This is a genomic window from Bacillus sp. TE9106W, assembly GCF_054062215.1.
Genome location: NZ_JBSSFA010000007.1, coordinates 70,958 through 97,511 on the forward strand (window position 1 = coordinate 70,958; position 26,554 = coordinate 97,511).

Annotated in this window: 21 protein-coding genes and 2 pseudogenes; 6 read left to right on the forward strand and 17 right to left on the reverse strand. The window is 34.7% G+C overall.

All coding sequences use genetic code 11. The features are described 5' to 3' along the window. Window positions 1-242 precede the first annotated feature (242 nt). The 5 genes from ACVWY7_RS14800 to ACVWY7_RS14820 form a co-directional block, all read right to left on the reverse strand. A complete protein-coding gene (locus ACVWY7_RS14800; RefSeq protein WP_072180086.1) occupies window positions 243-839 on the reverse strand; it encodes a bifunctional transcriptional activator/DNA repair enzyme AdaA in 597 nt (198 codons plus the stop codon). Next, entirely contained in the window at window positions 823-2,109 is a 1,287-nt protein-coding gene (locus tag ACVWY7_RS14805; protein ID WP_001060111.1) for an APC family permease, read from the reverse strand. Before ACVWY7_RS14805 ends, ACVWY7_RS14800 begins: the two co-directional genes overlap by 17 nt. 417 nt (window positions 2,110-2,526) lie before the next feature. Further along, window positions 2,527-4,602, reverse strand: coding sequence for a serine hydrolase domain-containing protein (locus ACVWY7_RS14810; RefSeq protein ID WP_456523852.1), 2,076 nt, complete (start codon window positions 4,600-4,602; stop codon window positions 2,527-2,529). 1,212 nt (window positions 4,603-5,814) lie between these two features. Then, window positions 5,815-6,138 (reverse strand): PepSY domain-containing protein, encoded by a 324-nt coding sequence (locus ACVWY7_RS14815; RefSeq protein WP_000912128.1) that lies wholly within the window; start codon window positions 6,136-6,138, stop codon window positions 5,815-5,817. A gap of 20 nt (window positions 6,139-6,158) precedes the next feature. Continuing rightward, window positions 6,159-6,629, reverse strand: coding sequence for a hypothetical protein (locus ACVWY7_RS14820; protein ID WP_001233669.1), 471 nt, complete (start codon window positions 6,627-6,629; stop codon window positions 6,159-6,161). 175 nt (window positions 6,630-6,804) lie between these two features. Between ACVWY7_RS14820 and ACVWY7_RS14825 the strand changes: the two genes are divergently transcribed. Beyond that, the gene (locus ACVWY7_RS14825) at window positions 6,805-7,479 is read left to right on the forward strand and encodes a response regulator transcription factor (protein WP_073525135.1); all 675 of its coding nucleotides are present in this window, start codon (window positions 6,805-6,807) and stop codon (window positions 7,477-7,479) included. Then, window positions 7,476-8,849, forward strand: coding sequence for an ATP-binding protein (locus tag ACVWY7_RS14830; RefSeq protein ID WP_456523853.1), 1,374 nt, complete (start codon window positions 7,476-7,478; stop codon window positions 8,847-8,849). The genes ACVWY7_RS14825 and ACVWY7_RS14830 overlap by 4 nt, the downstream gene beginning before the upstream one ends. Before the next feature lie 220 nt (window positions 8,850-9,069). Here the strand turns inward: ACVWY7_RS14830 and ACVWY7_RS14835 are convergent, their stop codons facing one another. From ACVWY7_RS14835 to ACVWY7_RS14845, 3 genes are all read right to left on the reverse strand, one after another. Continuing rightward, entirely contained in the window at window positions 9,070-9,285 is a 216-nt protein-coding gene (locus tag ACVWY7_RS14835; protein ID WP_001104100.1) for a hypothetical protein, read from the reverse strand. A gap of 381 nt (window positions 9,286-9,666) precedes the next feature. Next, complete coding sequence (locus ACVWY7_RS14840; protein WP_144508136.1) at window positions 9,667-11,112, reverse strand: L,D-transpeptidase family protein; 1,446 nt, start codon at window positions 11,110-11,112, stop codon at window positions 9,667-9,669. Between the two features lie 930 nt (window positions 11,113-12,042). Beyond that, window positions 12,043-12,462, reverse strand: a complete 420-nt coding sequence (locus ACVWY7_RS14845; RefSeq protein WP_000678519.1) for a hypothetical protein — start codon at window positions 12,460-12,462, stop codon at window positions 12,043-12,045. A 100-nt stretch (window positions 12,463-12,562) separates the two neighbouring features. On the opposite strand from ACVWY7_RS14845, the gene ACVWY7_RS14850 reads away from it, so the two are divergent. After that, window positions 12,563-12,853, forward strand: a complete 291-nt coding sequence (locus ACVWY7_RS14850; protein ID WP_002080189.1) for a hypothetical protein — start codon at window positions 12,563-12,565, stop codon at window positions 12,851-12,853. Between the two features lie 169 nt (window positions 12,854-13,022). Here ACVWY7_RS14850 and cuyA read toward each other — a convergent pair whose 3' ends face one another. From cuyA to ACVWY7_RS14885, 7 genes and pseudogenes are all read right to left on the reverse strand, one after another. After that, window positions 13,023-14,018 carry a D-cysteate sulfo-lyase gene (cuyA, locus tag ACVWY7_RS14855; RefSeq protein WP_001046595.1) on the reverse strand — a complete coding sequence of 332 codons (996 nt, stop codon included), beginning with the start codon at window positions 14,016-14,018 and terminating at the stop codon, window positions 13,023-13,025. A 366-nt stretch (window positions 14,019-14,384) separates the two neighbouring features. Next, window positions 14,385-15,617 (reverse strand): DUF4073 domain-containing protein, encoded by a 1,233-nt coding sequence (locus ACVWY7_RS14860; protein WP_144508008.1) that lies wholly within the window; start codon window positions 15,615-15,617, stop codon window positions 14,385-14,387. A 196-nt stretch (window positions 15,618-15,813) separates the two neighbouring features. After that, window positions 15,814-17,354: pseudogene (locus ACVWY7_RS14865) on the reverse strand (serine hydrolase domain-containing protein). A 436-nt stretch (window positions 17,355-17,790) separates the two neighbouring features. Next, window positions 17,791-18,904 (reverse strand): annotated as a pseudogene (locus tag ACVWY7_RS14870) (aminopeptidase). Window positions 18,905-19,034: 130 nt separating this feature from the next. After that, window positions 19,035-19,832 (reverse strand): CPBP family intramembrane glutamic endopeptidase, encoded by a 798-nt coding sequence (locus tag ACVWY7_RS14875; RefSeq protein ID WP_105989443.1) that lies wholly within the window; start codon window positions 19,830-19,832, stop codon window positions 19,035-19,037. Window positions 19,833-19,941: 109 nt separating this feature from the next. Further along, entirely contained in the window at window positions 19,942-20,736 is a 795-nt protein-coding gene (locus tag ACVWY7_RS14880; protein ID WP_073525157.1) for a MerR family transcriptional regulator, read from the reverse strand. Window positions 20,737-20,881: 145 nt separating this feature from the next. Next, a complete protein-coding gene (locus ACVWY7_RS14885; RefSeq protein ID WP_000715162.1) occupies window positions 20,882-21,796 on the reverse strand; it encodes a class I SAM-dependent methyltransferase in 915 nt (304 codons plus the stop codon). A gap of 208 nt (window positions 21,797-22,004) precedes the next feature. Here ACVWY7_RS14885 and ACVWY7_RS14890 point away from each other — a divergent pair, with 208 nt between their 5' ends. Continuing rightward, entirely contained in the window at window positions 22,005-22,598 is a 594-nt protein-coding gene (locus ACVWY7_RS14890) for an ATP-binding protein (RefSeq protein ID WP_175556165.1), read from the forward strand. 149 nt (window positions 22,599-22,747) lie between these two features. Then, the gene (locus ACVWY7_RS14895; RefSeq protein WP_105989444.1) at window positions 22,748-23,866 is read left to right on the forward strand and encodes an LPXTG cell wall anchor domain-containing protein; all 1,119 of its coding nucleotides are present in this window, start codon (window positions 22,748-22,750) and stop codon (window positions 23,864-23,866) included. Between the two features lie 63 nt (window positions 23,867-23,929). Here the strand turns inward: ACVWY7_RS14895 and ACVWY7_RS14900 are convergent, their stop codons facing one another. Next, a complete protein-coding gene (locus ACVWY7_RS14900) occupies window positions 23,930-24,601 on the reverse strand; it encodes an ABC transporter ATP-binding protein (protein ID WP_000202586.1) in 672 nt (223 codons plus the stop codon). Next, window positions 24,601-25,665 (reverse strand): ABC transporter permease, encoded by a 1,065-nt coding sequence (locus ACVWY7_RS14905; protein ID WP_000477729.1) that lies wholly within the window; start codon window positions 25,663-25,665, stop codon window positions 24,601-24,603. The genes ACVWY7_RS14900 and ACVWY7_RS14905 overlap by 1 nt, the downstream gene beginning before the upstream one ends. A gap of 184 nt (window positions 25,666-25,849) precedes the next feature. On the opposite strand from ACVWY7_RS14905, the gene ACVWY7_RS14910 reads away from it, so the two are divergent. Further along, window positions 25,850-26,473, forward strand: a complete 624-nt coding sequence (locus ACVWY7_RS14910) for an ArsR/SmtB family transcription factor (RefSeq protein WP_000805781.1) — start codon at window positions 25,850-25,852, stop codon at window positions 26,471-26,473. Window positions 26,474-26,554 lie beyond the last annotated feature (81 nt).

Consider the following 26,554-nt stretch of genomic DNA (forward strand, 5'->3'; position numbering starts at 1 on the left):
TGTTATAAAGCATTTCACTAATAATGCTACCACTAAAGTTCATAAAACTTGTTCAATAATCTGCCCCGATTGTTGAGGATTGAATTAAAAAGCTTACAATTCTATAACAGAGAAAAAATAGCTTATTATTGTTCAATACAAAGTTGTTTACTTTTAATCAATCAGTCATGATTTATCGAAAAATACGATGAGTACAAAGCATTCTTATTAATTCATGCTATCTTTTGTTAAAAAACGTGAATTCAGTCAAGTTCTTGGTTTACGGTATTTCCACTGTGGAAAGCACGGAATTGACTCGGTGAAAATCCTGTATTTCTTTTAAATGCATTATAAAAGCTAGATACACTTTGATAGCCTGTTTGATAACCAATCTCTGTACTATTAAAAACCGTTGTCAAGAGAAGTTCCTTTGCTTTCTTAACTCTGATCCTTTCTAAATATATTCGAGGAGTATACCCTGTTCTTTCTTTGAAAATCCGATTTAAATGAAAACGACTAACTCCTACCCTTGATGCAATTTCATTTAATGACATGTTTTGAACATAATTATTTTTTATCAATCGCATAGTATCTTCCAAAACGCATTCGAACGGATCGTATATTTTTATATTTAGATCTGATCGGCATCTTTTGCATGGGCGATAGCCTGACCTTTGAGCTTCTTGCGCATTTGAAAAAAAAGATACATTTTCATAATTAGGAACCTTAGACTTGCAAGAAGGTCGGCAGAAAATTCCAGTTGTCTTGACTGCGTAAAAGAATATCCCGTCATACGCTGAATCACATGATACTGTGGCTTTCCACATGGTATCTCTGGAAAGGTTATTTTGATCCTTCATTAGATTTTAATCCTCCCTTGTAGGTGAAAATCTTCTTACTTAAAATCATATAACTCGTATATATAGCCACGACAATTAACGGAACAAATATATACAATTGAAAAAATGGAATCACCAGCAAACATAAAATGAAAGAGAGTAACGATGCCCACCATGCCGGTGTGTTCTTCCTAAATAATTTAACGCCTGCTGCCATTGAAAGAACATAAACTAGAATCCCAAGAGAAGTCGGTATAAACAAAATATCATCAAACGTTAGTGACAAAGCTTTTGTCACTAACACACCTGCTACCGAAAAACAGATAACAAACAATACCATCTGTCTTGGAATTTGAGTAGTTGCATGCAGCCTTGAGAAAAATTTTGGGAAAGCACCATCTCTGCTTAATGAATATCCTAATTGCGTTAGACTGGCTACAAACGCATTCGCTGTCCCTGTACAAATAATTAAAGCTAAAACAGCTGTAACGACTTTGGCACCTCCGCCTACTGTATCTCCCATTATAACACCAATAGGAGACAGGTTACTTTCTTGACTGCCATACGTGGCCGTTCCAATAGTGACAAGGCTTAGCGCTAAAAATAATAGTCCAATGACAACTGCACTAATAACTGCTCCTTTGACAATATCTTTTTCTGGCCTTTTAAAGTGCTCAGCGAGATTGCAAATCGCCTCCCAACCGAAAAATGACCAAAAGATAACCGTTATAGCGTTCCCGACAGAAAACCATCCATTTGGAACAAAGGGATTAAAATTTCCCCATTGTATTCTTGGAAACGCCACAAATACAGCTGACGCTAAAAGAATCAGTAATAAAGAACTTAAAATCAATGCAACTTTACCACTAACATTTATGCCGTAATAATTGGAAACACCTGCAATTACCAAAATAAAGACGGCAATTAAAGTTGTTTCAAAATGCGAAAATCCAAATGCCTGACTGGCATAAAAAGCACCAGTTAAAGATACAATCGTTTGACCAACTGCTGCTGTTACAAAATAAAACCACCCAACGATATTGCCAAGATGATATCCAAAAGAATTTCTAACAAAGGTTGCTGCTCCACCGGAATCAGGATATATCCGTGCCAAACTAGCAAAGGAATAAGCAAGCGGAAAACTAATTATAATAACGATAAACCAGGATACAATAGATGCAGGGCCCGCTATTGAGGCCGTTATCCCCGATAAAAAAAGGACACCTGATCCTAGAATAGCTGAAATGTATAACGCAATCCCTTGAAATAATCCAATGGCTTTATTGTTCATGATCTCCCCCCCTTTTTATAGGATTTAGTGTACTAGTAAAAAGGAGAGAATTCTTCTTGTTTCTTGCGGTTTAATTCGTTTAATAAAACAATCAAAAGCATTTCTATTATATTTCTTCTTCAACAATCTGGCCCGTTTGTTGAAGAAAGTAGCCTGTTCCAATAAAGAACTTTATTGTTCAGTAAACAACTTATCATGAAACCATAAAACGAACCGGAATTTTTCTTAAGAGTAGAAAATTCGGCTCGCTTTATGTTGGGATTTGCTTAGCGTATATTTTCGTTAAAACGTGGGCGGGATCCCATTGCTATTAAGCTAAAAATTTAATTGGAATATCATTTAAGAGAATACTTAAGATACAAATAAAATAGCTTTTCCATGTCGTTCTGTTTTATTAAAGTCTACCCCGAGTTGTAGCTAGTTCAATGCGACTGTAAATTCTGAGTTCGGTGCACCAGCAAATACAACCGTTCCGTTCTCTGGTAGTTTCACTTTGTTATTATCACTAACGACGGTAAAATTGACGCATACTCCATTCTCATCATACACCGCGAATGAACTTCCTGATGGCAACTCCACATTCATCGTTTTCCCTGCCGCCTTTTGCGGGACCGTAAACCATTTCGCATGCCCATTTTTTTGCAATGTAACTTTCGATAATTGACCTGTATCAAGGGGTTTTACGTTAGATTCACTGACGTATAAAAAGCTGGACATCTCCATATATTCAGTACCATCCTCTGTATAGAAATGGGCTTCCTTTGTATCCCGCCCATTCATCACAGGAATTTGAATTTGATGTGTCGCCGTATTCGAACCTGTAATTTTTTTGCCGTCCCAATACCCATCCTTGATCGTAATTTGTGTGTTAAGAGGCATTAGTTGTCCTAGATAGTTCATAGAATTAAATTTTTCGTTAACGAGGTAGAACTTGCCACCCTCGCGCTTCGCCCATGCGGCAGCTGTTTTCTTCGGTAACACATTGTTTTCTAATTTCTGGGCTAAATAGTGAGTCAGCACATTTTGCCCCAATCCCGGTGATAATTCATATGTGCTCTCTCTCAAATAAACTTTTCCATTCTTCTCTGTGACGAAGTTAAGTTTGGAAGTACCCTTCTCATTTATAAAGCTTCCATCCGCCGTATATACATATTTTTCTTCCGGTTTAGTTGGTAAAAACAGTTCTCCCTTCTTCGTAATTTCTATTTTGAAATCGCTATAGCTATTTCCATACAATCCGGCTTTTTTTACCACATCTTGAGGCACTTTAGCCTTGACGGGCTTGCCGAAGGATTTATCTGGCTTTATATCCTTAATTGTCCCTTTCTCTTTAAGCCTAGCTAGCAGTAATTTATTTGCCAACAGTTGATTTGTCATGCTGGAGCCGCCGGAGGACAATACAGCTGCTGCCATCTTCTGTTCTGGAAGCACGACCAATGTAGCATGTTGCAGTATCGTATCCCCCCCCTTAGTCAACGCTTTTATCCCATATTCACTGAATGGGTATAGTTTCACACTATCCCAGCCAAGACCATAGTTGAACACATTTCCGCTATCTCCCGGCCACATTCCTTTTTTATATTCTTCTTGTTCCATCGCCTTGACTGCTTTATTAGAAAGAATTTCTTTTCCCTGTTCCATAAATATTTGTGAGAATCGCACCACATCTTCTGCAGTAGAAGAGATTCCTCCCGTACCAATCAGATTCACCATTTCACTTGGTAGCTGTCCCTGGTATGTCGGAGAATACAGTCCAGCCCGCTTTTCGTCTTCCCATTTATCTTGTGATGTTATCGTATGATTCAGTTTTAATGGCTCTGTAAACTTTTGATGTAGAAATTCAGTAAAACTCATACCGCTGACTCTTTCTACCAAGATCTCAGCCAGTGTAAAACCGTCATTACAGTATACTGAGAACGCACCAGGGTCTGCCTTCAAGTTTTGGTTGGACAATTGTTGCAACAATATATCATGGGCATAAGCATCATTATCTTTAAATAAAAATGCATTATTGAACGTCGAACCTTGCAAACCCGAGGAGTGATTCAACAGCATACGCGGTGTAATACGCTTATATCGTTTATCTTTCATTTTGAAATCAGGAATATAACGGGCAACAGGAGCATCCAAATCAACTTTTCCTTCGTCTACCAGTTTCATAACAGCCGCAGCTGTATATACTTTACTGGTTGAACCAATTCCGTATAGAGTATCTTTAGTTAGTGGCTCTTTCCCTTCTATGTCGTTCTTACCTGTCTGCCCCGACAAAATAAGTTTACCATTATCAATCAGTGCATACTGTACACTAGTCGTCTCATAGGACTTCGTGAGCAGTGCAGCGTTCTCTGCAGCAATCTTCTCCAAATCTTTGCTAGCAACTTCTTGGCTAGATACAACCGGAGCCTTACTGCTAGAAGACGCTATCGCTCCTGTTGGTAGACTCATCGTTAGAGCTAAGGTAGCGGCTAACACTCCAGATAATTTATTTTCCATAAGAAAAATTCCTCCTTAGACAAATGATCGATTTCATCTTTTATTTGTTCAATTACAAACATCACACAAACTACTATTCTAGCTTTATCCCTACTGTCTATATTCAACAAGTAAAATACTTTTAAAAAAGACCAGTATTCTCGCCTCTACCCATACTGTTCAAATTGCCGTCAACATATGCCCCTCCAGCAAAAGTATCAAATCTTGGAATAACACCTGTATGTCCCCCTATCGAGACACCGTTAGGAAATATAATTTCATAGATTCCTAGACCATATCCATTGATTCCTCCCTTTCCTGCAGGAACTGTAGTGAGTATTCTGTTCTTTCAGTAATTGCCACCAATAGAATGCTCTTATTACTAGTTTGTTTTTCGTATAAATGTATCCTATTTATCCTCCCTCTTTTACGCTTTTCTATATTTGTATCCTACACAATAAAAATTTCTTTTTTCTTATCCATTTCTTACAATTTCCTTACGTTCAAATCACTTCTATAATTAGATAGGTTTTATTTTAAAATCTCCAGGATAATAAATGCTTATATAATCCCACGATTTCATAGAAGATGGATTCATAACCATGCGCCAAATCATCATGCACATCTCTCATATTTCCTTGGCTTCCCCCTCAACCTTTACAACAGTTTCAACCGGCATTAACACTTCTTCACGTTCTTATAAATAGTAATAACTAATCAACTCCTTACCTGAAAATAAATGAATATAGAAAAAGAGAGATAAGGTTAAAATACCTTTATCTCTCCCTTTCTCTCACATATTATACGAAGGATTTTTTTGTTTTGGGGTTAATCTGTTTTCTTAGCTTGATGGGCTTTCTACACCTAGCTTTTAGAAAAAAGAAACAACCTCTAATATAATTGACGTTGTATGAACTTAGCTTAATAGCGATGGAGTGCCGTCAGTATTTCGGAAAAACCACGCTAAGAGTATACAAGATTTTATACTGTTTTTCGGTTAATCCAATAACAGACAAGAAACCTAAAATCGCAGCAGGATAGAAATGTATAAGAAAATGCATGGGATCCATAGAACAAAAAAAGACGATTCCTTTGTAAAATTAGGAATTCGTCTTTTTCTTCGCTACCGATAACAAGAATTGTGTAAATAAGCTGTCTATATGGACAGCTTATTTTATGTTTGCTTAGCCTGGATTTTTTCAAATATACGATATTTTATTTGTTGATATTTTTTTAATCCTCATTATCGATTTCTATTACGCCTGTTCTAGCACTAACTTTTAAAACATTTAATAGATTCTCAGGTGTCTTAATTTCCACTTCATATTCAAATGTAGATTGTGTTAAGCTGTCATCTTCTAATTCGAATTCTTTTTTCACATTCATAATTTCTCCCTTTGTATGGGCTAAAGAAATTTCACGAACTTGTTTCTCTGTGTAGTTTTCATTCTTTTTTGCATAATTGTAACCCATACCATAATATCCACCAACAATAGCAATACCACTTACTAAAATAGCAATTACACTTATAATTATTTTCTTTTTATGTTTTAACATTTTCATCCACTCCTTAATGATTAATCCTCTATTCCAAATCTTGCTTCAAGTGCATTTTCTGCTTGCTCTAATTGATCTTCCAGTATATCGTGTTCTCTTTCTTGTGCTTGATATTGTTCAATCGTTATCGTTCCAGCACGATAATCTGCTTCTAGCTGATTATCAGATAGATCTATTTTGTCATCTAATTGGTCAATTTCTTTTTTGACTGCTAAGTACGTATTTAAGTTATCTTCTTTTACTCCAACTGGTTTCGTGTTATTTGCCTTTTCTACAATAGATGAGACTTCGTTTTTGAAATCTTGTATTTGCTCCGACTCATTCGCAGCAGGTAGTGTTTTTTGTGGTTCTTGTTGTAGCTGAGCAACTTCTTTTTGTAATTTATCATTTTCCACTTTCAGTTGTTGTACTTCTGTATTGTTATCAGCTTGAGTAGAACAAGCTGTTAACAATACACAAGACGTTGCTCCAATCAGCATCCATTTTCTCATTCGTTTTTCCTCCCTTTACATGTGCACCTTAACCTTGCCTTTATATTACTGAACAAACATTAAAGGAAGATTAATGTACAAAAAATAAAATGATATAATTAAATCGTTTCTAATCTCTCTTTAATGTTTTGAAATTATAGTGATACATATAAATAAGGAAAAAAGGAGAATGTTAATGCGAGTTCTTATTGTCGAAGATGAACAAGACTTACAAAATATATTGGTAAAGCGATTAAATGCAGAACATTATAGTGTCGATGCATGTGGGAATGGAGAAGATGCCTTAGATTATATAAGCATGACTACCTACGATTTGATTGTGCTTGACATTATGATTCCCGGAATAAATGGTTTACAAGTATTACAAAAATTACGCGCGGACAATCATACAACTCCTGTCTTGCTTCTTACAGCTAAAGATACAATTGATGATCGCGTAAAAGGACTCGACTTAGGTGCGGACGATTATTTAGTAAAGCCGTTCGCTTTTGACGAACTGCTAGCAAGAATTCGAGTGTTAATGCGAAGAAAAACAGGAAATACATCTAATGTGTTTGAAATTGCTGACTTAGTGGTGGATTGCAATATGCATAAAGTAACAAGAGGAGACCAAGTTATTACTCTTTCTAGTAAAGAATTTGCTATTTTAGAATATATGATTCGTAATAAAGAAGTTGTGTTGACACGAGATAAAATTGAGCAACATGTGTGGAATTACGACTATGAAGGTGGCTCGAATATTATTGATGTTTACGTCCGCTATCTTCGTAAAAAAATTGATAGCCAGTTTGAAACGAAGTTAATTCATACAGTGCGAGGAACTGGTTACGTATTGCGAGTAGAATCATGAGAAGACTATCAATAAAAATGAAAGTAACCCTGTGGTATACAGGGCTAATTGTAATTATTATGGCACTCGTGTTAGCTTTTATTTTAACTTCTTCAGATAAAGTTTTGCTTTTTAATATGAAAGATCAATTGAAGAGCACAGTAAAAGAAAGCATAGAAGATATTGAATATAAGCATGGACAATTAAAGATGGACGATGATTTTGAACCCTTAGAAGATGGAGTAAATACCATCATTTATAATAAACAAGGTGAGCTGCTGGCAGGTAATAGTCCAACAAGCTTTAATAAAAAGATATCGCTTAAATCCGATGAAATACAAATTATTAAAGACGGTAATAAAGAATGGATCGTATATGATTTTCTCCATAATGCAGGCGGCGGTGAGCAAGTCTGGGTGCGTGGAATAATGACGATGAGCCAATTATCATCAACGATGAATACACTTATCGTATTAACACTGATCTCATTTCCATTACTTATTCTCATTGCGGCAGTGGGAGGATATTTTATTACGCAAAGAGCGTTTCGACCTGTGCAGCAAATGAGTGATTCAGCCAGTAAAATTGGTGATGGTAAAGACCTTTCGAAGAGAATTAATTTACAAGGTTCACCGAAAGACGAAATGTATCATTTAGCACAAACTTTTGACAAAATGTTTGAGCGATTGGAGACATCATTTGAAAGTGAAAAACAATTTACATCTGACGCATCTCATGAATTAAGAACACCAACATCTGTTATCATTTCGCAATGCGAATACGCTTTATCGCAGAGAAATAATCCGAAAGAAATGGAAGAATCGTTAGAAGTAATTTTAAAGCAATCACGTAAAATGTCCGCGCTAATCTCACAACTCTTATTATTAGCAAGAGCTGACCAAGGAAACGATAATACTTTCCAATTTGAATGTATCAATATGAGTGAATTAACGGAAATCGTTGTAGAAGAACTTTCATTAATGGTTCAAGAAGCTTCGATTGATATAACAACTCATATAGAGGAAAACCTGTTTATGAAAGCAGATCAAACATTGATGATGCGTTTATTAATGAATTTATTAACGAATGCGATTGCTTATAGCAAAGCGAACGGAACTGTTCATATGCAACTGTTCCGTGACGAAACCAACATAATAGGTAAAGTCTCCGATAATGGCATAGGCATCAGTGAGCAACATATTACGAAAATTTGGGACCGCTTCTATCGAGTTGACGCAGCACGAACATCTTCAAACATTGGAAATACAGGTTTAGGATTGTCAATGGTAAAATGGATTGTCGAACTGCACGGAGGAGAAATTACAGTTGAAAGTGAATTAGGAGAAGGCAGTACTTTTACCTTTAAACTACCAATTGAAAAACAAGCATAATTGATAAGCAACTGTAGATTTAGAATAAAGACCTCTCTTCCCCCTTATTATATAAAAATAATTGACGTATTTTAAACATCATTGATGAAGAGAGTAAAATGCGAAAGAATTATCCATACAAATGGTATTGTAAAAGTTCTTTCTTGATTTCTTTGTACTTGTGAAGCGGAAAAAATGATTGAAATAAAACCCCAGAAATCCAAAGGTCTCTGGGGCTTCCTTATATATTTAGCTCTTTTTGCTTTTTGTTTTGTTTATGTCTATACAGTAATTTTCGACTTATGAGAGAAATCAGTAATAAGATCAGTATTAGTACGAAAAGTTGCATAAATGATAAATCAAAATATTTAGCACCAGTAACGATTAAAAGTGTAGAAATTGTGCCTTTTACAACGAAAAAAATAATAACCCATAATCCGCCTTTTTTCCAGTTCATTTTATATTACCCTTTCCTACGTTTAAATTATTGAAAAACTTAGTGATAGTTTTTGAATGTGACACCTTAATAGAAAACTATTATATGAATATAAGAAATAGACTTTTTCACAAAATTCATGTCCAATTACATACGACGATTCCATCATAAATGAAAATGATATTCAGTGTCAATTTTATTGATTATTTGTACACCTATTTTTTCATCTCAATCTCTTTCCACTTTGTTTCTTATAAACAATGAACTCTTGTATTCAAACAAAAACACCTCCATTGCATTTGCACACTTAGTATGCGAATGCAAGAGGTGTTTTTTCATAGACCATCAGGTGAAATTTCCTGCTTTGTTTATTCGTTTAAGTTTTTAATACGCAATTATATTCTAGTACACAATAACTGGATCATACGTGTTCAAACTATCATATACATTTTTTGCAACGTTAGGAAGAAGGTTCACACACCCACCGGATCCCCCTGTTACATATGCATTATTTCCCCAGTCTTTTCGCCAGCCAGCATCGTGGAATCCTTGACCGCTATTTGTGAATGGAACCCAGTAATCTACTTTAACCGCATAATCAGCTTTCCCTACTGCGCTACCTCTTAGCGTGTATGGTGTTCGTTTGTATAGGACGTACCACACACCTGGTGATGTATCTTCACCTGTACTATGTTTACCCGTAACTACATTAGTTGTAACGACTAATTTCCCATCTTTATAAATCCAAATTTGTTGATCTGCAATGGAAACTTCTGCATATGTGTCTCCGATGCCATTATTCGCTGTTGTTTCATAGCCGATCCCTTCCTTCTTCCAACCATTTCCGTGAATATTAGAAGCAGAAAGTGATTTTTCACCTTTCTCAAAGGCTTGTTGAACTTGTTTTGTCTCTTTTTCAACATCAAGTGCCCAGCCGTATCCTTGACCTTTTACTGATATGACCGAACCAGAATGTGTTTTAAAAGCGAAGTCTTTATGTAATGTAGATTTAGCCTTATTAATTTCAGCAACCTTATTCTTAATTTCGCTCGCATCGATTGTCACCTTCATATCTTTTGACATAGAGGCATTTTGAATTAAATCTTTCGCTTTTAATGAATACACTTCATTTTGCACTTTATAATCAACAGACTGCGTAAGAAGATTCTGTAACGCTTTCTCTTCTTTTTTAATAATCGGATCGTTCTCTTTAATAGGCTGTATGTATGCAGACTTTAAATGAATTTCGCTTTTATGCTTCTGTTTGTCGTAATCTTTTAGTAGACTCGTAACGTCATACTGTTTTCCATCAACGCTCTTCGAAATAACAATTTTTCCTTGTTCAAGCTTTGCCATAGCATCTTGAGGCGCCTTTAATTTTTCATTCATAGCCACGAGCTTTTCTTCTACAAGTTTTTTCATCGTTTCACTACGATACTGATCTACTTCTTTCGGTAGCAATGAATAATCTTTTTCCTTTGCAGAAGGGAAAAATGTCCACTGGCTTTTTAATAGTTTCTTAACTTGTGGCAAATCTTTTTCCGTCAGTTCCGTTTTTGTATCTTGTTCATCTAAAATTTCTTGTTGATCAATATAGACTTTATTTGATAGCCCAGACGTCTTTAATTTCTGTATTGCCTCATCAGCGCTCAAACCACCGACTTTTGTATCATTAATCGTAACGTTTGAATTAAAATGAGTTGCCTGATAATAACTCAATCCCCCAATAAGTAGTGCAATTACACCGCCACCTGCAGCGATAAGCTTCCAATTTGTAAAACGTTTTCTTGATCTTACCCGTTTTTTCTCAACTTCTTCAACTGATTCATTTACTGTATTGTTATTCATCAATCTTCCCCCGTATACATTAACGTCAATCGATTTTAAACCAAAACCATTGATTAGTGTACCTTATTTTTCCTGAAATTTCATTGTTTTTTACCAAATTTTATCTTATTTAATTGATTAAACTTTGATTTTTTAATAGAAAGATATATAAAGATGGTAGCTATAGTGAAAAAGGATCACACGAACCGCGTTATTACGTGCCCCTAACATTCCCGAATTTTGAAGAGTGATACTCTCAACGAACTTTACTTAGTGAAATAAATGCGTTAGAAAATTCAAGTTAGAGGAAAGTACCTTAGAATGTCTTCTATTTATGAAAAATATCCACAAAAAAGGGTCTACATGTAGACTCTTTTTTGTGAACATTTTAATATCGTATTTTTATAAAAAAAGAATTCCCCTATACTTCCCGCTTTTCACCAAGGTTCACAACTTCTACTATTGGTCCAACTCATTTCACCTTATGACCTTTTATCATCAACAACTTTAAACTATTATATATGTTTGTACCACGCTTTATTGATACGTTCACTCTTTTCAGGTGTTGAAGTTTTATAATCATTCTTTGTTGTAACCCTATTATTAGAACATCCTGTAATAGTGAGACAGCATGTAGCCAATAACGCTAATAATATTAATTTCTTCAAATAGCCACTCCTACATAAGCGAAATATTATATTAAGAAAATTAAACATAACATCGAATCTTTCTAAAAACAATATATTTCCTAGTATTATTATCCATCGGCGATTTAACGGATATCTTAAGATGTACGAATCCACTTACAACCCTAGAACCTCATGTTCAGTAAGTCAATATCCAATTTCCATTTTATCCGATTTTTAATGTTTATTCCAATATAAAAAGATAGCTATTTTCGTTGAAAACTAAGTGTCTTCCAAAATAAAAAACTGTAAGCCCCATATACATTTATTCAACCAACTTCTCTCCTGTAATAATCTGAAACAAAGTGGCTGCATTTTTCCCTTCTAATTGAACGTACTGACTATTCCCAGCTATAATCTCTATTTTATCCTTATTAGGAATTACCCAAATTTGATACAACGTAGCTTTCGCCTCTATTTTCGGATTTTTAAATTGAAAAACAAAATGATAATCAGCTGGACGCGACATTTGCACTTTTTTATTTTCAAAATGAGCATCATTTAATATTTTCTTTACTTGCTGAACTTGCTTATTATCTGTAACTACCTTCAAATCTTCATATGTATCATCTACATGTTTTTGCACTTTGATCGTTTGATCTTCATTTCCTATCATATTCGAACAACCCGCTATTATGAATATAACTATGGCAATAAAAACTACAGATACATTTCTCCCCTTCATATTCATCAACCTCATTTCAATCAAAATATGAATATTGTAAAATAAAGGAAACAATTTTATGGTTAGCAATATAAAGAGTAACAAGAAAGGAGTACCGTCTATGCAGTTAAAAACATACACTTGGAAAAGTTATACGTTTCTCATTGTAAGTATATTCGTTACGATTAATCTTTTTCTTTTCACACCTATTTTAGACAGAGTTGGGATGGAATATGTCGTGCCTTTCGCCTACTTCATATTAGCTTCCGCTGTTATAGCAATTCTATTAGCGATTATATCTTTTTGCAGTCGAAATGAAAGGAAAACTTTAGCGATTATCGGTTTATGTTTTACTCTCTTTAATACAGCAATCATTTTATTTTTCCTTTGGTTCGGTTACCATTTCACTTAAGTGAAATACAAAAAAATTCCATAAGCCACAAATGAAATGAGTAAAATAGAAATGCCGAGTACCGTGTATATAATCCATTTTAAACTTGAACTCATATACGCCCTCCTCTCACCTTCTAACAATTCCATTATATAACAAAAAAGCATTGGATACCCAATGCTTTTCACACTTACGCAAATAAAGATGTATTCGCATATAACGCTGGTGAACCACCTGAATGTACGAATAAAATGTTGTCTTCTTTATTAAATGTGCCTTTTTTAATTAAGTCTATTAGTCCCGCTACTGCTTTACCTGTATACACTGGATCAAGTAAAATACCTTCTGTTTTCGCAAGTAATTGCACTGCTTCCACCATTTCTGGCGTTGGTAACGCGTAACCTGGTCCTACATATTCATCAAAGCATGTAACAGCTTCGCGCGGGATAAAGTTTGGAATACCAACGTGAGCTGACGTTTCCTCCACAAGTTTTGCTACTTTCTCTTCTTGTTCTGCTTTTCCTCTACTTACGTTAACTCCAATTACAGGAATGTTACTTTGCGTTCCAGAAAAACCAGTAATTAAACCAGCGTGCATACCGCCGCTACCGCTTACGCAAACGACTGAACTGAAATCAATTCCTTGGTCAAATGATTGCGCCATAATTTCTTGCGCACAAGCAACGTATCCCATCGCTCCAGTAGGATTCGATCCACCAACTGGAATGACATATGGTGTATTCCCTTTTTCACTAACTTCTTTCGCGACTTTATGCATCTCTTCCATAAGATCTGCTCCATTCGGTACAACAATTACATTTTCAGCACCTAGTAAATGATATAAGAAATAGTTTCCGTTAAAATCTCGCTTCTCTTCTGGCTCAAGCCCTTCTTCTAATACAAGAATACATTTCATTTTTTCTTTTACGGCAGCTGCCAGTGTTAGGCGGCAATGATTTGACTGAATACCACCAGCTGTAATTAACGTATCTGCACCCTTTGCTTGCGCATCCGCAACTAAAAACTCTAACTTTCTCGTCTTATTACCACCAGCTGTTAAACCAAGTAAATCATCTCGTTTAAAATAAATAGTCGGCCCACCAAGTGCTTCAGAAAAATTGTTTAATTTTTCAATTGGTGTATATGATTCTGTATATTTTTTTCTCGGGAATTTAGCTAAATTCATAAATAACGCTCCTTTTGTACTTCTTTCACAATGTATGTAACGTTACTATTATTGCATGTAAAAATGATGAAGTCATCTTTCTGGGGGAAAAATGTATTGGAATTCGGCTTTGGTGAATGGAATTGTATTAATAATTTTAACTCCAATACAGTACGTGAAATTATATTAATAAATTTCAATTTCGGTACATGAAATTTATATCGACGGTTTTTCAAATATATCAGCGATTCTTAACTTATATCGGCGGTTTTCAAAATATATCAGCGATTCTTAATTTATATCGGCGATTTTTCAAATATATCGACTTACCGACAAAAATCGACAACACAAAAAGGCCCACTCTTTAAAAAGCAGGCCCTTTTCCAATCACTTATTTTCCGAAAAACGAAGAAGCTGCGTTAATCCTGGTTCTAAATTCATTTCGCCTTTATGGCGTACATATACAACCTTATTCCCCTCAAATTTCGGCGGATTCTCTGGATTATACGTCAGCCACTCGTTCGTTCCTTTTACAGAGTACTCCATATACTCCGTTGCACCGATGATTATATTTTTACTATCATCTGCCGTTACATTTGGTGCCATTTGTGCAATTTTCGAATTACTAATTAATAATTTCTTTATTTCCTTATCACGTTTGTAATCATAAGCTGTCACCATTACATCGCTACCATATGCTTTTACTTGCAACCCTTGTTTAAATGAATAGCCATCAGGAGCAGTCTTCTCTCCTCCATTTGGTCCAGCCGACATCCAGCCCGTTTCAATCCCGCCCGTATTTACAACAGTAAACCCTTTTTTATCTCCGCCTGCAATTTTCTTTTTACCAGCCCAGTCTGGCAAGTTTAAATCCCAGTGCGTATGACTCGTGAAGAAAACAACTTGCGGATAGTCTTTTAATATATCGTACAACTTATCGACGTTTAAATAATCTTGTAAGTACGGTGATTGTCTTGATCCAGACACCGTATCAGGTAAAACGTGATGAGAGAAAATGAAAATTGGCTTATTCTTATCTTTTTGACTATACTCTTCTAAATTTTGTTTTAACCAACCTAATTGCTCATCACTCATATATACTTCATCCCACATTTTTGAATCGTGGTATTTCATATATTTTTCAGTTCCTAAAAATAAAAGCGGATAACCGTCTAATTCTTTTTTATGATACACCTTTTCTTGTCCGCTAAATTGTAAATAGCGATTAAATAACGTTTCTTCCGTTACACCATTTGGCCATGTACTTTGAGAGAGCTTCCCATCAGCTGTCCATTTTCCAGCGTAAAACTCATGGTTCCCAACAGTTGACCATACATTCTCTGGATGCTTATTTTTGTTTAATACTCGCTTCACATCATCATATTGGGACTGTTGTCCAGTTGGCGTTATATCCCCATTCATAATAAGCGCTCTAGAAAGCGGCGTCACTTTGTTCATATCTTTTAATACGTGATCAAAATCTCCTAAATCACCTTGAATGTCACTAATAACGTTAAAAGTTGTAGCTGACTTTCGAACTTGCTCTTTTCCTTCCGCATGTGCTGAAAATGTCGGCAATAATGCCGCCATAACTGCTAACGAAACAACTGTCTTTTTCATACAAATTCTCCCCCTAATAATAGAATGTACAAACTGACATATTCTGCTTTCTCTTAGGTGCTTGTCCAATTCACATTATAAGGAGGGATTGTAAAGATAGATGGAGTAAAAAATTAAGTGTTTTTTAAGAGATTTTGTTGTTTTTTGCACTCCACAATTAGTGATTCACGCCAATCTAGCTTTCTAGCCTTTAACATTACATACATGTAAATTTTGATGTTAATTTTTTTCGTTTCATACGTTGTTTTTTATTACTTTTAATTTTCGGGAAAAATCCACTAATTAATAGCGTTATAATCCATGCCATTATTAGAATGAAATTTATTGTATTACCGGAATTCAAACTAAAAACTCTCCACAAATAAGCAGCACAAAAAATGAGAACAGCAGTAACAACAAGTAAAAATGTCCTAACTACTAATCCGATGTAAGATTTCTTCTCTTGCTTAAAAATGAACGTTCTTCTACCTTTGTACAATCTAATGACAAATAGTAGCAAATATACACTAAGTGTGGCTCCAATAACAATTGATATAATGGCGTTATTTTTCCTCTGCTCAGCTAAAGAGAAGTAACTTTCAGGTAATTTTCCCGTTTCATATTCAATCCATACGTGGTAAATATCCTGTCGTAAGTCTATACCACCTTCACCATTTGTAAGGATTACCAATCCATCCTTTGTATTAGGAATAAAACCATAAAAAGAATGCCAGCCTCGATTGTCACCAGAATGATAAAGTAATTTCCATTGATTAGATAGTTTTTTTTCAAATATACCTAAACCGTTCTCCCCTAATACTGGCTTTTGCATTTCCTCAACACGTTCATTTTTGATGACACCATTCCCTTTATTATTTGCATCCATGCTTGCAAGTATCAATGTCATCATATCGATAACATTTGTCTTAAGACCTGCAGCAGCCTGTTCGGTAAATTGGTAACTAGGGAGCTCCTCTCCAAAATATCCATAAGCTTTTGAAAGGTTATGGTTTTCAGGACGTTGTAAAAATGAACTAGATTTCATTCCTAACGGTTTCATAATTTGTTCTTCCATATAACGTTCAAACGGTATTCCGGTAACCTCTTCAATTACAAGTTGTAAAATTGTATATCCGCCACCAGAGTAAATTGTTTCTGAACCTGGTTTATTGGTAACCTCCACTGATTCATTAAGCCATCCTTTTCCAGACAGAGACTCCTCAATAGAGTCAAGATATTTCCCTGGTGCAACCCCAAGGTATCCTTTATGTGCAGATAGCCCTGCTGTATGACTTAATAATCTTCTTATCGTGACTTCATTATTATTAAATTCTGAATTAGGTAATTTCCATTTGGTCAGATATTTTCCAACGGGATCATCTAGTAATAAACGCCCTTCATCTACAAGGTGCAAGATTCCCCACGCTGTAAGACTTTTAGATATGGAACCAGCCTGAAACAAAGTATCATCACTCACCGCTTTTTTTGTCTTTTTATCTACATAACCGTAGTTAAGTGTATAAGCAATACGTCCCTCATGCACAATTCCTATCGCAACCCCCGGTACCTCATAATCCCCCTGCCATTTTGGTACCTGTTCATCCAGCTTTTTTTGAAATCCTCTATACTCCTACCAGTCAACGTACCCGATTCTGCCCTCACCACATTTGTAAACCATGCTTCATTCGTAATCAATATGCAAATGATTAAACATAAAATGCTTTTGCATATTATCGATGCTTTTTGTCTATTCTTCATTTGTTCTACCCCTTTTTCTGAATATTCTATCCAAAAATCAGAGTATCCTATTCACATATCTAGTTCTATCGATTTTCATTACTTAACCTTACAAAATTGTAATGAAAATCTAATACCTACTATTGTCCTTTATCCGAGGGCAATGAAATTCATTAACAAGATTGATATGAAGTTATATATATTGTTTCAGTTAAGGCCCCTAAAATACTAGTTTAGTTAATCAAATAGATATATTCCAAACTACAAAAATTTATAATAGAAAAGGCGGATTTTAGTTTTAATTAGAATTTGACCAAAGTATTGCTGCGAATATTTATTCTATAAAAAGAAGAACCCTACACATTTTGATTTAAGTGTGTGGGGTTCTTTTAGCTTCCTTAAGTTTTTATAAAAAAGATTAATTATTTTATGTAACCTACTTACATAAACGTAGTTTTTACCTTTTCAAATTTTCTTCATTTAATCCAAATAACTCTTGTAAAATAAACCGTCCATCTTTTCTTATCAATACATCATCAAACCAAATTTCACCCCCGCCATACTCTGGTCTTTGAATGTTTACTAAGTCCCAATGTATCGCTGATGCATTTCCATTGTCTGCACCTTGCAACGAATCTCCAATTGCTAGATGAAAACTACCATTTATTTTTTCATCAAATAACGTATTATTCATCGGATATAGTATGTAGGGGTTAAAAGCCAACGCGAATTCTCCAATATATCTTGCTCCCTCATCCGTATCAAGAATGCGATTTATTCGCTCTGTATCATTTGCATATGCCTCTATTATTTTTCCATTCTTAATAGGTAACTTAATATTTTGAAACGCATAACCTTGTTGAACAGATACTGTATTAAATGTTATTACTCCATTTACTGAACCTTTGACAGGTGCCGTATATATTTCGCCATCAGGGATATTATCCGTACCATCCCCCTTTAAAACACCGATTCCTTCAATGGAAAAGTCCAAATCTGTTCCTTCTCCAATTATCCTCACTCGTTTTGTCTTTTCCATTAATTCTTTTAATGGCTCCATTGCTTCCGACATATTGTTGTAATCTAGCGTACATACATCATAGTAGAATTTTTCATAAGCCTCCGTGCTCATATTTACTTCTTGTGCAGAAGCCGCATTCGGAATGCGAGTTGTCACCCATCTCGTTTTATATACAGCTTCACTATGAGCTTTTCCAAATATCTTTTGATATAACTTCATTTTTTCTGATGGTACATCTGCTAATTCGTATGCATTTCTAGGGCTACGGAGATTAATATACACCTGCATTTTACTTAATCAATAACACTCCCAATCTGCCAATAACTTAAATTGTTCTTCTGATCCTGATACAATTAATTGCCTCGTTACAGAAACGTCACGCATTGATACATGCGCATATCCCACCCGCTTTTTCTACCGACTTAATAATTTCACGAACGACTACGGAATCTATTTCTGTAACACTTTGTATCAATACTTGATCACCAGGCTGCACTTTCGTAGAATGATTGACTAATACATCTGCTAATTTCGATAATCCTTCCTTCATTCCCCCTCACCCTTTCAAAAAAATAATAAAAAAAGAACTTCTCTTTTAAGTATTTCTCTCTTTCATCCAAACAATCGATAGAAAATATATAATGAGGGTATTGCAGCGACTATCTCTATATAACTTTTCATCATTTCGTCCCATACAGAGCCCTCTTTGGGTTCACAACAATTAAAACAACTGCAACTATTAAATAAAAAATCGCATTATACATAATTAAATCGATTAAATTTCCGTTTATAATACCAATAAAAAAATTAAAGAATTGATGGATAATGATTGGAATAATTAAATTCTGATTCAAGTTGTAAAATGCAGTCATGACGATTTTTATAGATATGATAGAGATCATAAAAAATAGAATATATTTAATTAGGTCCATGCCAACAAATCCTGTAGTAAACCAAATAGGTAGATGCCACATCCCCCACCAAAATCCAATGATTATTGAAGCTTTTAATGGTGAATACTTCTTTTGAAGCTCAATTTGTGCAAAGCCTCTCCATCCTAGTTCTTCTCCCAATGGCCCCGCAAGAAAGTTTTTGACAAAGAAATAGATTAGCATTCCCCATGAAGAGACAGTAAAAATAGAGTCTACTTTACTATTTTTAGATACGAGAAATAAAACTATCAAAAATATGAAGGCTTGAATCATAATTGAAGTAAGAATCATAGAAAATTTAAGTTTATTCTTGAATTTCTCTTTTACAAATTGGATAAAACTCTGCCCCGGATAGATTTTTTTAAATAGTATTGCAAAAGCAAAAGTTGAGGACCAAGACGATATACAGAACATTACATCAACTACCCATCCAGGAAACCCCAAAACACTTATAGCTCCTACAAGACAAAAAAGTGGAAAAAATATGATATTGGTTAATACAATAAAACTCGCTACTGGTTTTACTAGTTTCTTTTCTCTATTCATGCACAATCCCCATTTCAAACTAAGTATTTCGTAAACATAATAGTATTTATATTTACAGATACTTTCAGCTTAAACCTGGGGGTTACTCACAGGTCAATACATGTCTGCATTATTTTACAGGTGCATAAATTTCTAAAAATATACGCTCAAGTTCATCTTCATATGTAGTAAGTAATATATTTATATACACTAGCCCCAAAAGTTCATACCCTTGTTCTATTGCTGCTTTTCTTAAACTTGATTCCACGATATGATCAATACTCTTCCCACCAGTTGACCACCTTCCATCCTCAATAACTGTATACATACATTTTGGATGCGATAGAATTTTCCCTTCTAACTCTTTGTCAAATTCCTCTACTTTTCTTACAACTATAAATTTATCTTCTATAATACCTTCTTCATTAAAACTTATAACTCTTCGTAAAGATGTTAAAGTAACTGCTTTTTTTAAACGATCCGTATTCTTTTTCAAAGATTCATACTCATCATACGCAGTAAAATGCTCTATTTCTCCATTTACTTCTAAAGGCTTCATTTCTTTTACTACGTATTCCCCTAAGAATTGCTTTGTTTTTTTGCAATCTTCTTTTACAATTTGAAGCTTTTTTAAAAGAACTTTTTTATACTCTATCTCCTCTAAAACTTCTTTTTCTTTCTCTTCCAACAATGCTTTTATTCCCTCTATGCTCTTACTTTTTCTTAATTCCTGAATTTTTTTTATTTCGATATCCATTTCCCTATAGAAATTGACCGTTGTTATATCATATATATCAAAATGATTATATTTTCTATACCCATTCTCAATATCTTGCTTCGGCTTGACCAAATTTTTTTCCTCATAAAACTTCAAAGTATCCCTAGATACACCTAAAAATTTAGCGACTTGTCCAATTGTGTACATTCTGTTCTCCTTTAGCATCACTACTTAATTTGTTACATTCATACTTCATATTCTTTAAATTATCGAATTTCCCTTCCTATTAATGTTTCCCACTTGTTCTCCCACAAAAAAAGACACAGAGATTCCTCCCCATGCCTACTAATTCCTACTTCTTCACCGCATGCACATAATGCACCGTCTCGAAAGCTTTTAAATAATCGTTTCGTCCTTCAAAATAGAATGTATTTATGTCTTTTGGCGATAAATGCTCATAAATGAGTAAGCCCGCCTTCTCTAACAGTGCTTCCATTTCGGCATAAGAAAAACATGATTTCATCGGTTCTCCGCCTATTGCAGCCATTTTCACCATATTTTCCACTCGATTGGACAGTCCCTTTTCTGTAAATAAGTTTTCATCTGGATAATCGAAAACAATAGAGCTCCCTTCTGGAACCATCGCAAATAGACATTCTATTAAACTAGAAAGTTCCTCTTTCGTTAAATAGTACGTTACACCTAATAGACTAAAGAACGTCTTTTTATTTTCAAATCCTTCATTCTGTAACTGCTCATAGGAAAATCCTTTCGTGAAATCCATCGAAATAAAATGAAGGTTGTTTGGAATTTCAAACTCTGCTTCTTCTATTCTCTCCTTCTTAAACTGCTGTGTAGAAGGATGATCCACTTCAAATATTTCTATTTTATTTTCTAACTCTCGGTGTCTGAAACTGAATGTATCTAAGCCGGCACCGAGTATGACGTATTGTTTCGCGCCTAGTGCAACTTCATGTAGTAATACTCTTTCACAATATGCCGCACGTGCTAAAGGTGTTGGTGATAATTGCACTTGTGTAATCCATTTTAATATTTCTTGTAGATTATCTTGAAACTGCTGTGCAATGTCTGTATTGAAAAAATGTATTCCTTGAACCATATTCATTTCAATGTCGTTACGTTCTTTTTGAGAAATGAACTCTTTAGCTACATAATCATCAAAGATTTTCGGATTATCAAATTCACTATGATATGCCCTTCCGAAAGCTGATACTAACGACGTTATACTTGCTTCACCTTTTTTCACGCACATACACTCCTTCATTTTCACAACAAAAATAGGGTTCCCCTGGCCAGGAGAACCCTATTATACACTTTATTTTCATATTGGTAAATTATAGCATAAATAAGTTTTTTTGTCAAGTTTTCAGCCTACTATCACTTCGGCACTTTGTATATTCTCTAGCAGGAAAATTGTCGATCTACACAGAATATTCCAGATTATAACAATAAACATGGAGGCCAATATGAAACGATTCGTCATTATTACAGTAGGAAAAACACACAGCGGAAAAACTACATTTGCAAGAGAATTAGAAAAAGAGTTCCCTCACTCTTTCGTTATGGATCAAGATAACCAAGCAGAATTTATTAACGCGCATTATGAAAAATTACAACCAGCTGAAGGCGCTAATACATTTAAGCACGGCCTTTCAAAATTCATTGTTGATTATGCAAAAGAACATACGAGTTTACACCTTATTATTTGTAATTCCAATCGCAGTAAAAACGGACGACTATATTTACTAAATGAATTATTTCCACAAAATGAATATGTACGCATACTCGTTCATTTTGACATTCCAGATGATGTACTTTACGAAAGAGTGGCTCGAAGCACGCGAAGTACGAATATTTTTAGAGGTAGCTACTCTAGTTTCAAAGAAGTACTCGATCGGCAACAAGCTGAATCATTTCACGAAGATGTCGTGGATCCTGTAGAAAACGAGGCTGATTATTTGTTTGTTATTCGCAATAGTAAAGATGTACACTTTACTATTGAAGAAATTGTTCATCTTGCTGAAGTTTTGTCCCCTACTCCAAAATAAAAGAATTTCAAAATTACATAATGATAGATTATTATGCAAATCCTTCCTCTAAGCGCCTAACATGGTATATAATGATAAGATAATCTACTTCTATATGCTCATTTTTACACAAAACAGCTCATGCATATGAAAGAAAAGAGGTACAAAATATGAAAACAAAACAAACAATTGCTGCGTCTACACTAGCTTTAGCAATGATTGCTGGCGCAAACTCTGCTCATGCAGAAGTAAATGATGCTACTCCTCAGCAAAGTACGGGAGAGCGATTAGCTGAAATTAAGCAACATAAACAAGAGTTAGATGCGAAATTGCAGCAACACAAAGAAAACGTGGATCAAACATTGAATGAACTTAACAAGGTTAAGGAAAATGTTGATACGAAGGTGAATGAACTACATGAACGTAAACAAGTTGCTGATGAAAAAATTAATGAGATTAAACAACATAAACAAGAATTAGATGCAAAACTTCAGCAAGACAAACAAATCGCCGAAGATAAAATCGCGGAAATAAAAGAGCATAAAAAACAAGTAGAAGATAAAGTTGCTGAAGTAAAAGAGCATAAGCAAAATATCGATAATAAGGTTAATGAGATTAAAGAACATAAACAAACTGTCGATGAAAAAGTGAATGAAATTAAGCAACATAAAGAGAACATCGATCAAAAGGTTAATGAACTTAAGGAAGTTAAAAAACAAGTAGATGAAAAGTTAGCTGAGTTAAAGAAAGCGAAACAAACTGCTGAGGACAAACTTGCTGAGCTAAAAGAAAACAAACCGAATACTGGTAACACGTTAGAAGAGCTTAAGAAAATTAAAGGCAATTTAGATAGCCTTTCCGCTAACTTAGAACTAGCTAAACAAGATGTAAAAAACAAACTAGCTGCATTACAAGAAGCTAGACAAGATTTAATTAATAAAATTAACGAAATTAAACAATCGAAACAAACTGTTTCAGACGATTTATCAAAGAAAAAACAAGACTTAGATATTAAAATCAACGACTTTAAACATACTGAGAAAAAAATTGATGACAAATTAGCTGAGATACATACAACGAAGCAAAATGTAGATAACAAGATCAATGAAGTATCTCAATCGAAACAAACAGAAACAAAGACCGGTACTACAAATGCAAACAATAATGCTAGAGAACTTCCTAACGCTGGTAGTGAGCAATCAAATAATATGGCTTTAGGTATGTTATCTGTATTAGGCGGGATTTTATTAGTGACACGAAATAAAATTAAAACGTTATTCTCAAAATAAAGCCATTATACTTATTAAAAACAATTATACAAAGGCCAACCGCATGTACGGTTGGCCTTTCCTTTATATTAACTGTCCATCTCGAAGCGTCAATATACGATCACATACATCAAGCATTCTTTCATCATGTGTAATCATAATAGCTGCTTTTTGGCTTTCTTTCACTTCGCGTTTCATCATTTCTACGACTTCACGTGCGCGTTTTGAGTCTAAGCTTGCCGTTGGTTCATCTGCTAATATTAAATCTGGGTTGTTCATGAACGCTCGAGCAATTGCCACCCTTTGTTTTTCCCCACCAGATAGTTGATTTGGATAATGATTTTTTCTTTCTCCTAATCCAAATGCTGCTAATAAATGATTTGCACGCTTTTCTGATTCTTGTTTGTTTTCTTTTTTCAGCTTTGCAATGTACAGTAATTGCTCTTTTACATTTAAATATGGAACAAGGTTTGCAAACTGGAAAATGAAACCGATTTTTTTCAAACGAATGTCTGTCATTTCCTTTTCCGATAACTTCGTAATATTTTGCTCACGAATGTAAATATCCCCTTTTGACGGTGATAATAGTGCACCCGCGATTGATAATAACGTGCTTTTCCCTGATCCAGAAGGACCGACGATTCCGATAAATTCTCCAGCTTTTACATCAAGCGATATCGGATGAAGGGCTGTTACTTCCGTATTCCCTTCTCCATACACTTTACTTACTTTGTCTAGTTTTAATAATGAAGTCATTACATCCCGCCTCCAATTGCTTCTAGCGCATCAACTTTTAATACTTGATATAACGAAATAAGTGTTCCTAAAATACTAATGACGATAAAGATTGCTGCATATTGTGCAATCATCGGTGTTGTTAATAAGAACGGCATACCTGCCGGTAAAATTTGTTCTAATCCTTGTACAAGAACGATACTAATTATCATCGCAACGACTGATAAGAATAACGCCTGCACGACTAAGCTATTTGCTAAATACGAGTTCTTTGTACCAATCGCTTTTAATACACCTAATTGCTGTGTTTTTTGCAGTGTAATGACGTAGAAGAATACACCGATTAATAACGCAGCGATTACAAGTAAGAATGCAATGATCATCGTTAACGTTCCTTGCTCTTCTTTAAACCCTGGAATACTTTGTAGTACTTCTTTTTTATCAATAACGTGAGCATTTTTAATTTCTTTATCTGTATTCAGCGCAATTGCACTATAATCTTTTTGGTTCGGTTGTGAAATAGCACCCCATACGTCTTCATTTACATATACGACTGGTGTATGGCTAAACATTTGGTCTTTCGTAAATCCAACGATTGTAAATTCTTTCTTTGAAACAGGATCAATAATTGTATCTCCAATATCGATTCCTTTTTCTTTAATCGATTCGTCAGCAACCATTTCATTATTTGCTGTACCTAATTTCTCACCTTTTACAATGTTCGGTTCTAAAAATGTATCGCGTTCACTTGAGAAAATAGCGATATCCACTTTTTTCGAACTATCTTTCTTTTCATACGTTGAAACTTTCACGCGAAACGGAACGGCCTCTTTCTCGCTTGCTTGATTGACTACGTTATCTACATCGTCTTTCTTAATTTGCGAACGAAGTAATTTATTTTCCGCATCATCTGCTAAAACGAACTTATTTGCCTCCATATTTTGAATCGATGAAGCATTATCATACGATAATCCATTTGCTAATCCTGAAATAACGAGGACTAAAAATGATAATAACACCATAATCAGTCCGATTAATCCGTATCTTAATTTTGATTGTTTCAATTCACGCAGAGCTAAAAACATTTCGCTCGCTCCTTCCTCTTTCTTTCTATGCACTTATCATAAAAAAGAAATATGAACGGAATATGAACAGAAGATTACAGAGGAAAAATTAAATTTTCAGAAAGCATTGAAAATAAATAGGATCCTTGATACAATTCAGTCAAATAATATTGACCGAGTAAATTTATTCAAGGAGTTGATCATATTGAAGCCCGTATTAACACTAACTACTTATAGCCAACTAAAAGCATTAAGCGATCCACTACGTGCCGAAATGATGATACGTCTATGCGAACGTCCTTATACTGGACAATTACTATCTGAGAAGTTCGGCATTTCAAGGGCGAAAATTCATTATCATTTAAAAGAATTAGAAAAGAATGATCTTATAGAGATTGTTTATACAGAAGAAAAGAATGGCATTGTTCAAAAGTTTTATCAATCTGTCGCTAAAGGCTTCACCCCTGCCACAGATCTATTACCTCATTTAGAAATATTAAGCGAATCAGGTCGCCAAATCTTTTTACAAATGATAGAAAGAACGAAAAGCCAAATTCTCGCTGCACCAGAGGAAGCTTTTACATTACGAAATGCAAGTGAAGACCCAGCTAAGTGGAATTACGTTTCATCTTGCTGGGAGTTTGATGCTACGCCAGAACAATTTCAAGTGTGGGTAAAAAAGTTTTATGAATTAATGTCTGAATTAAAAGAAATCACAAAAGCTGCAGATAAAGATCCGAATAGTAAACCTTATTATATTTCTACTACTGCACTTCAAATCGCAGAGAGAACAATGCAGCAATTTGTTAAAGAAGAAGAAAAATCGTAATACGATTTTTTTTACATAAACGGTCAAATTTATTTTACCGAATAAATTTATCCGACATTAACGGGCAGTAAAACTCCAACC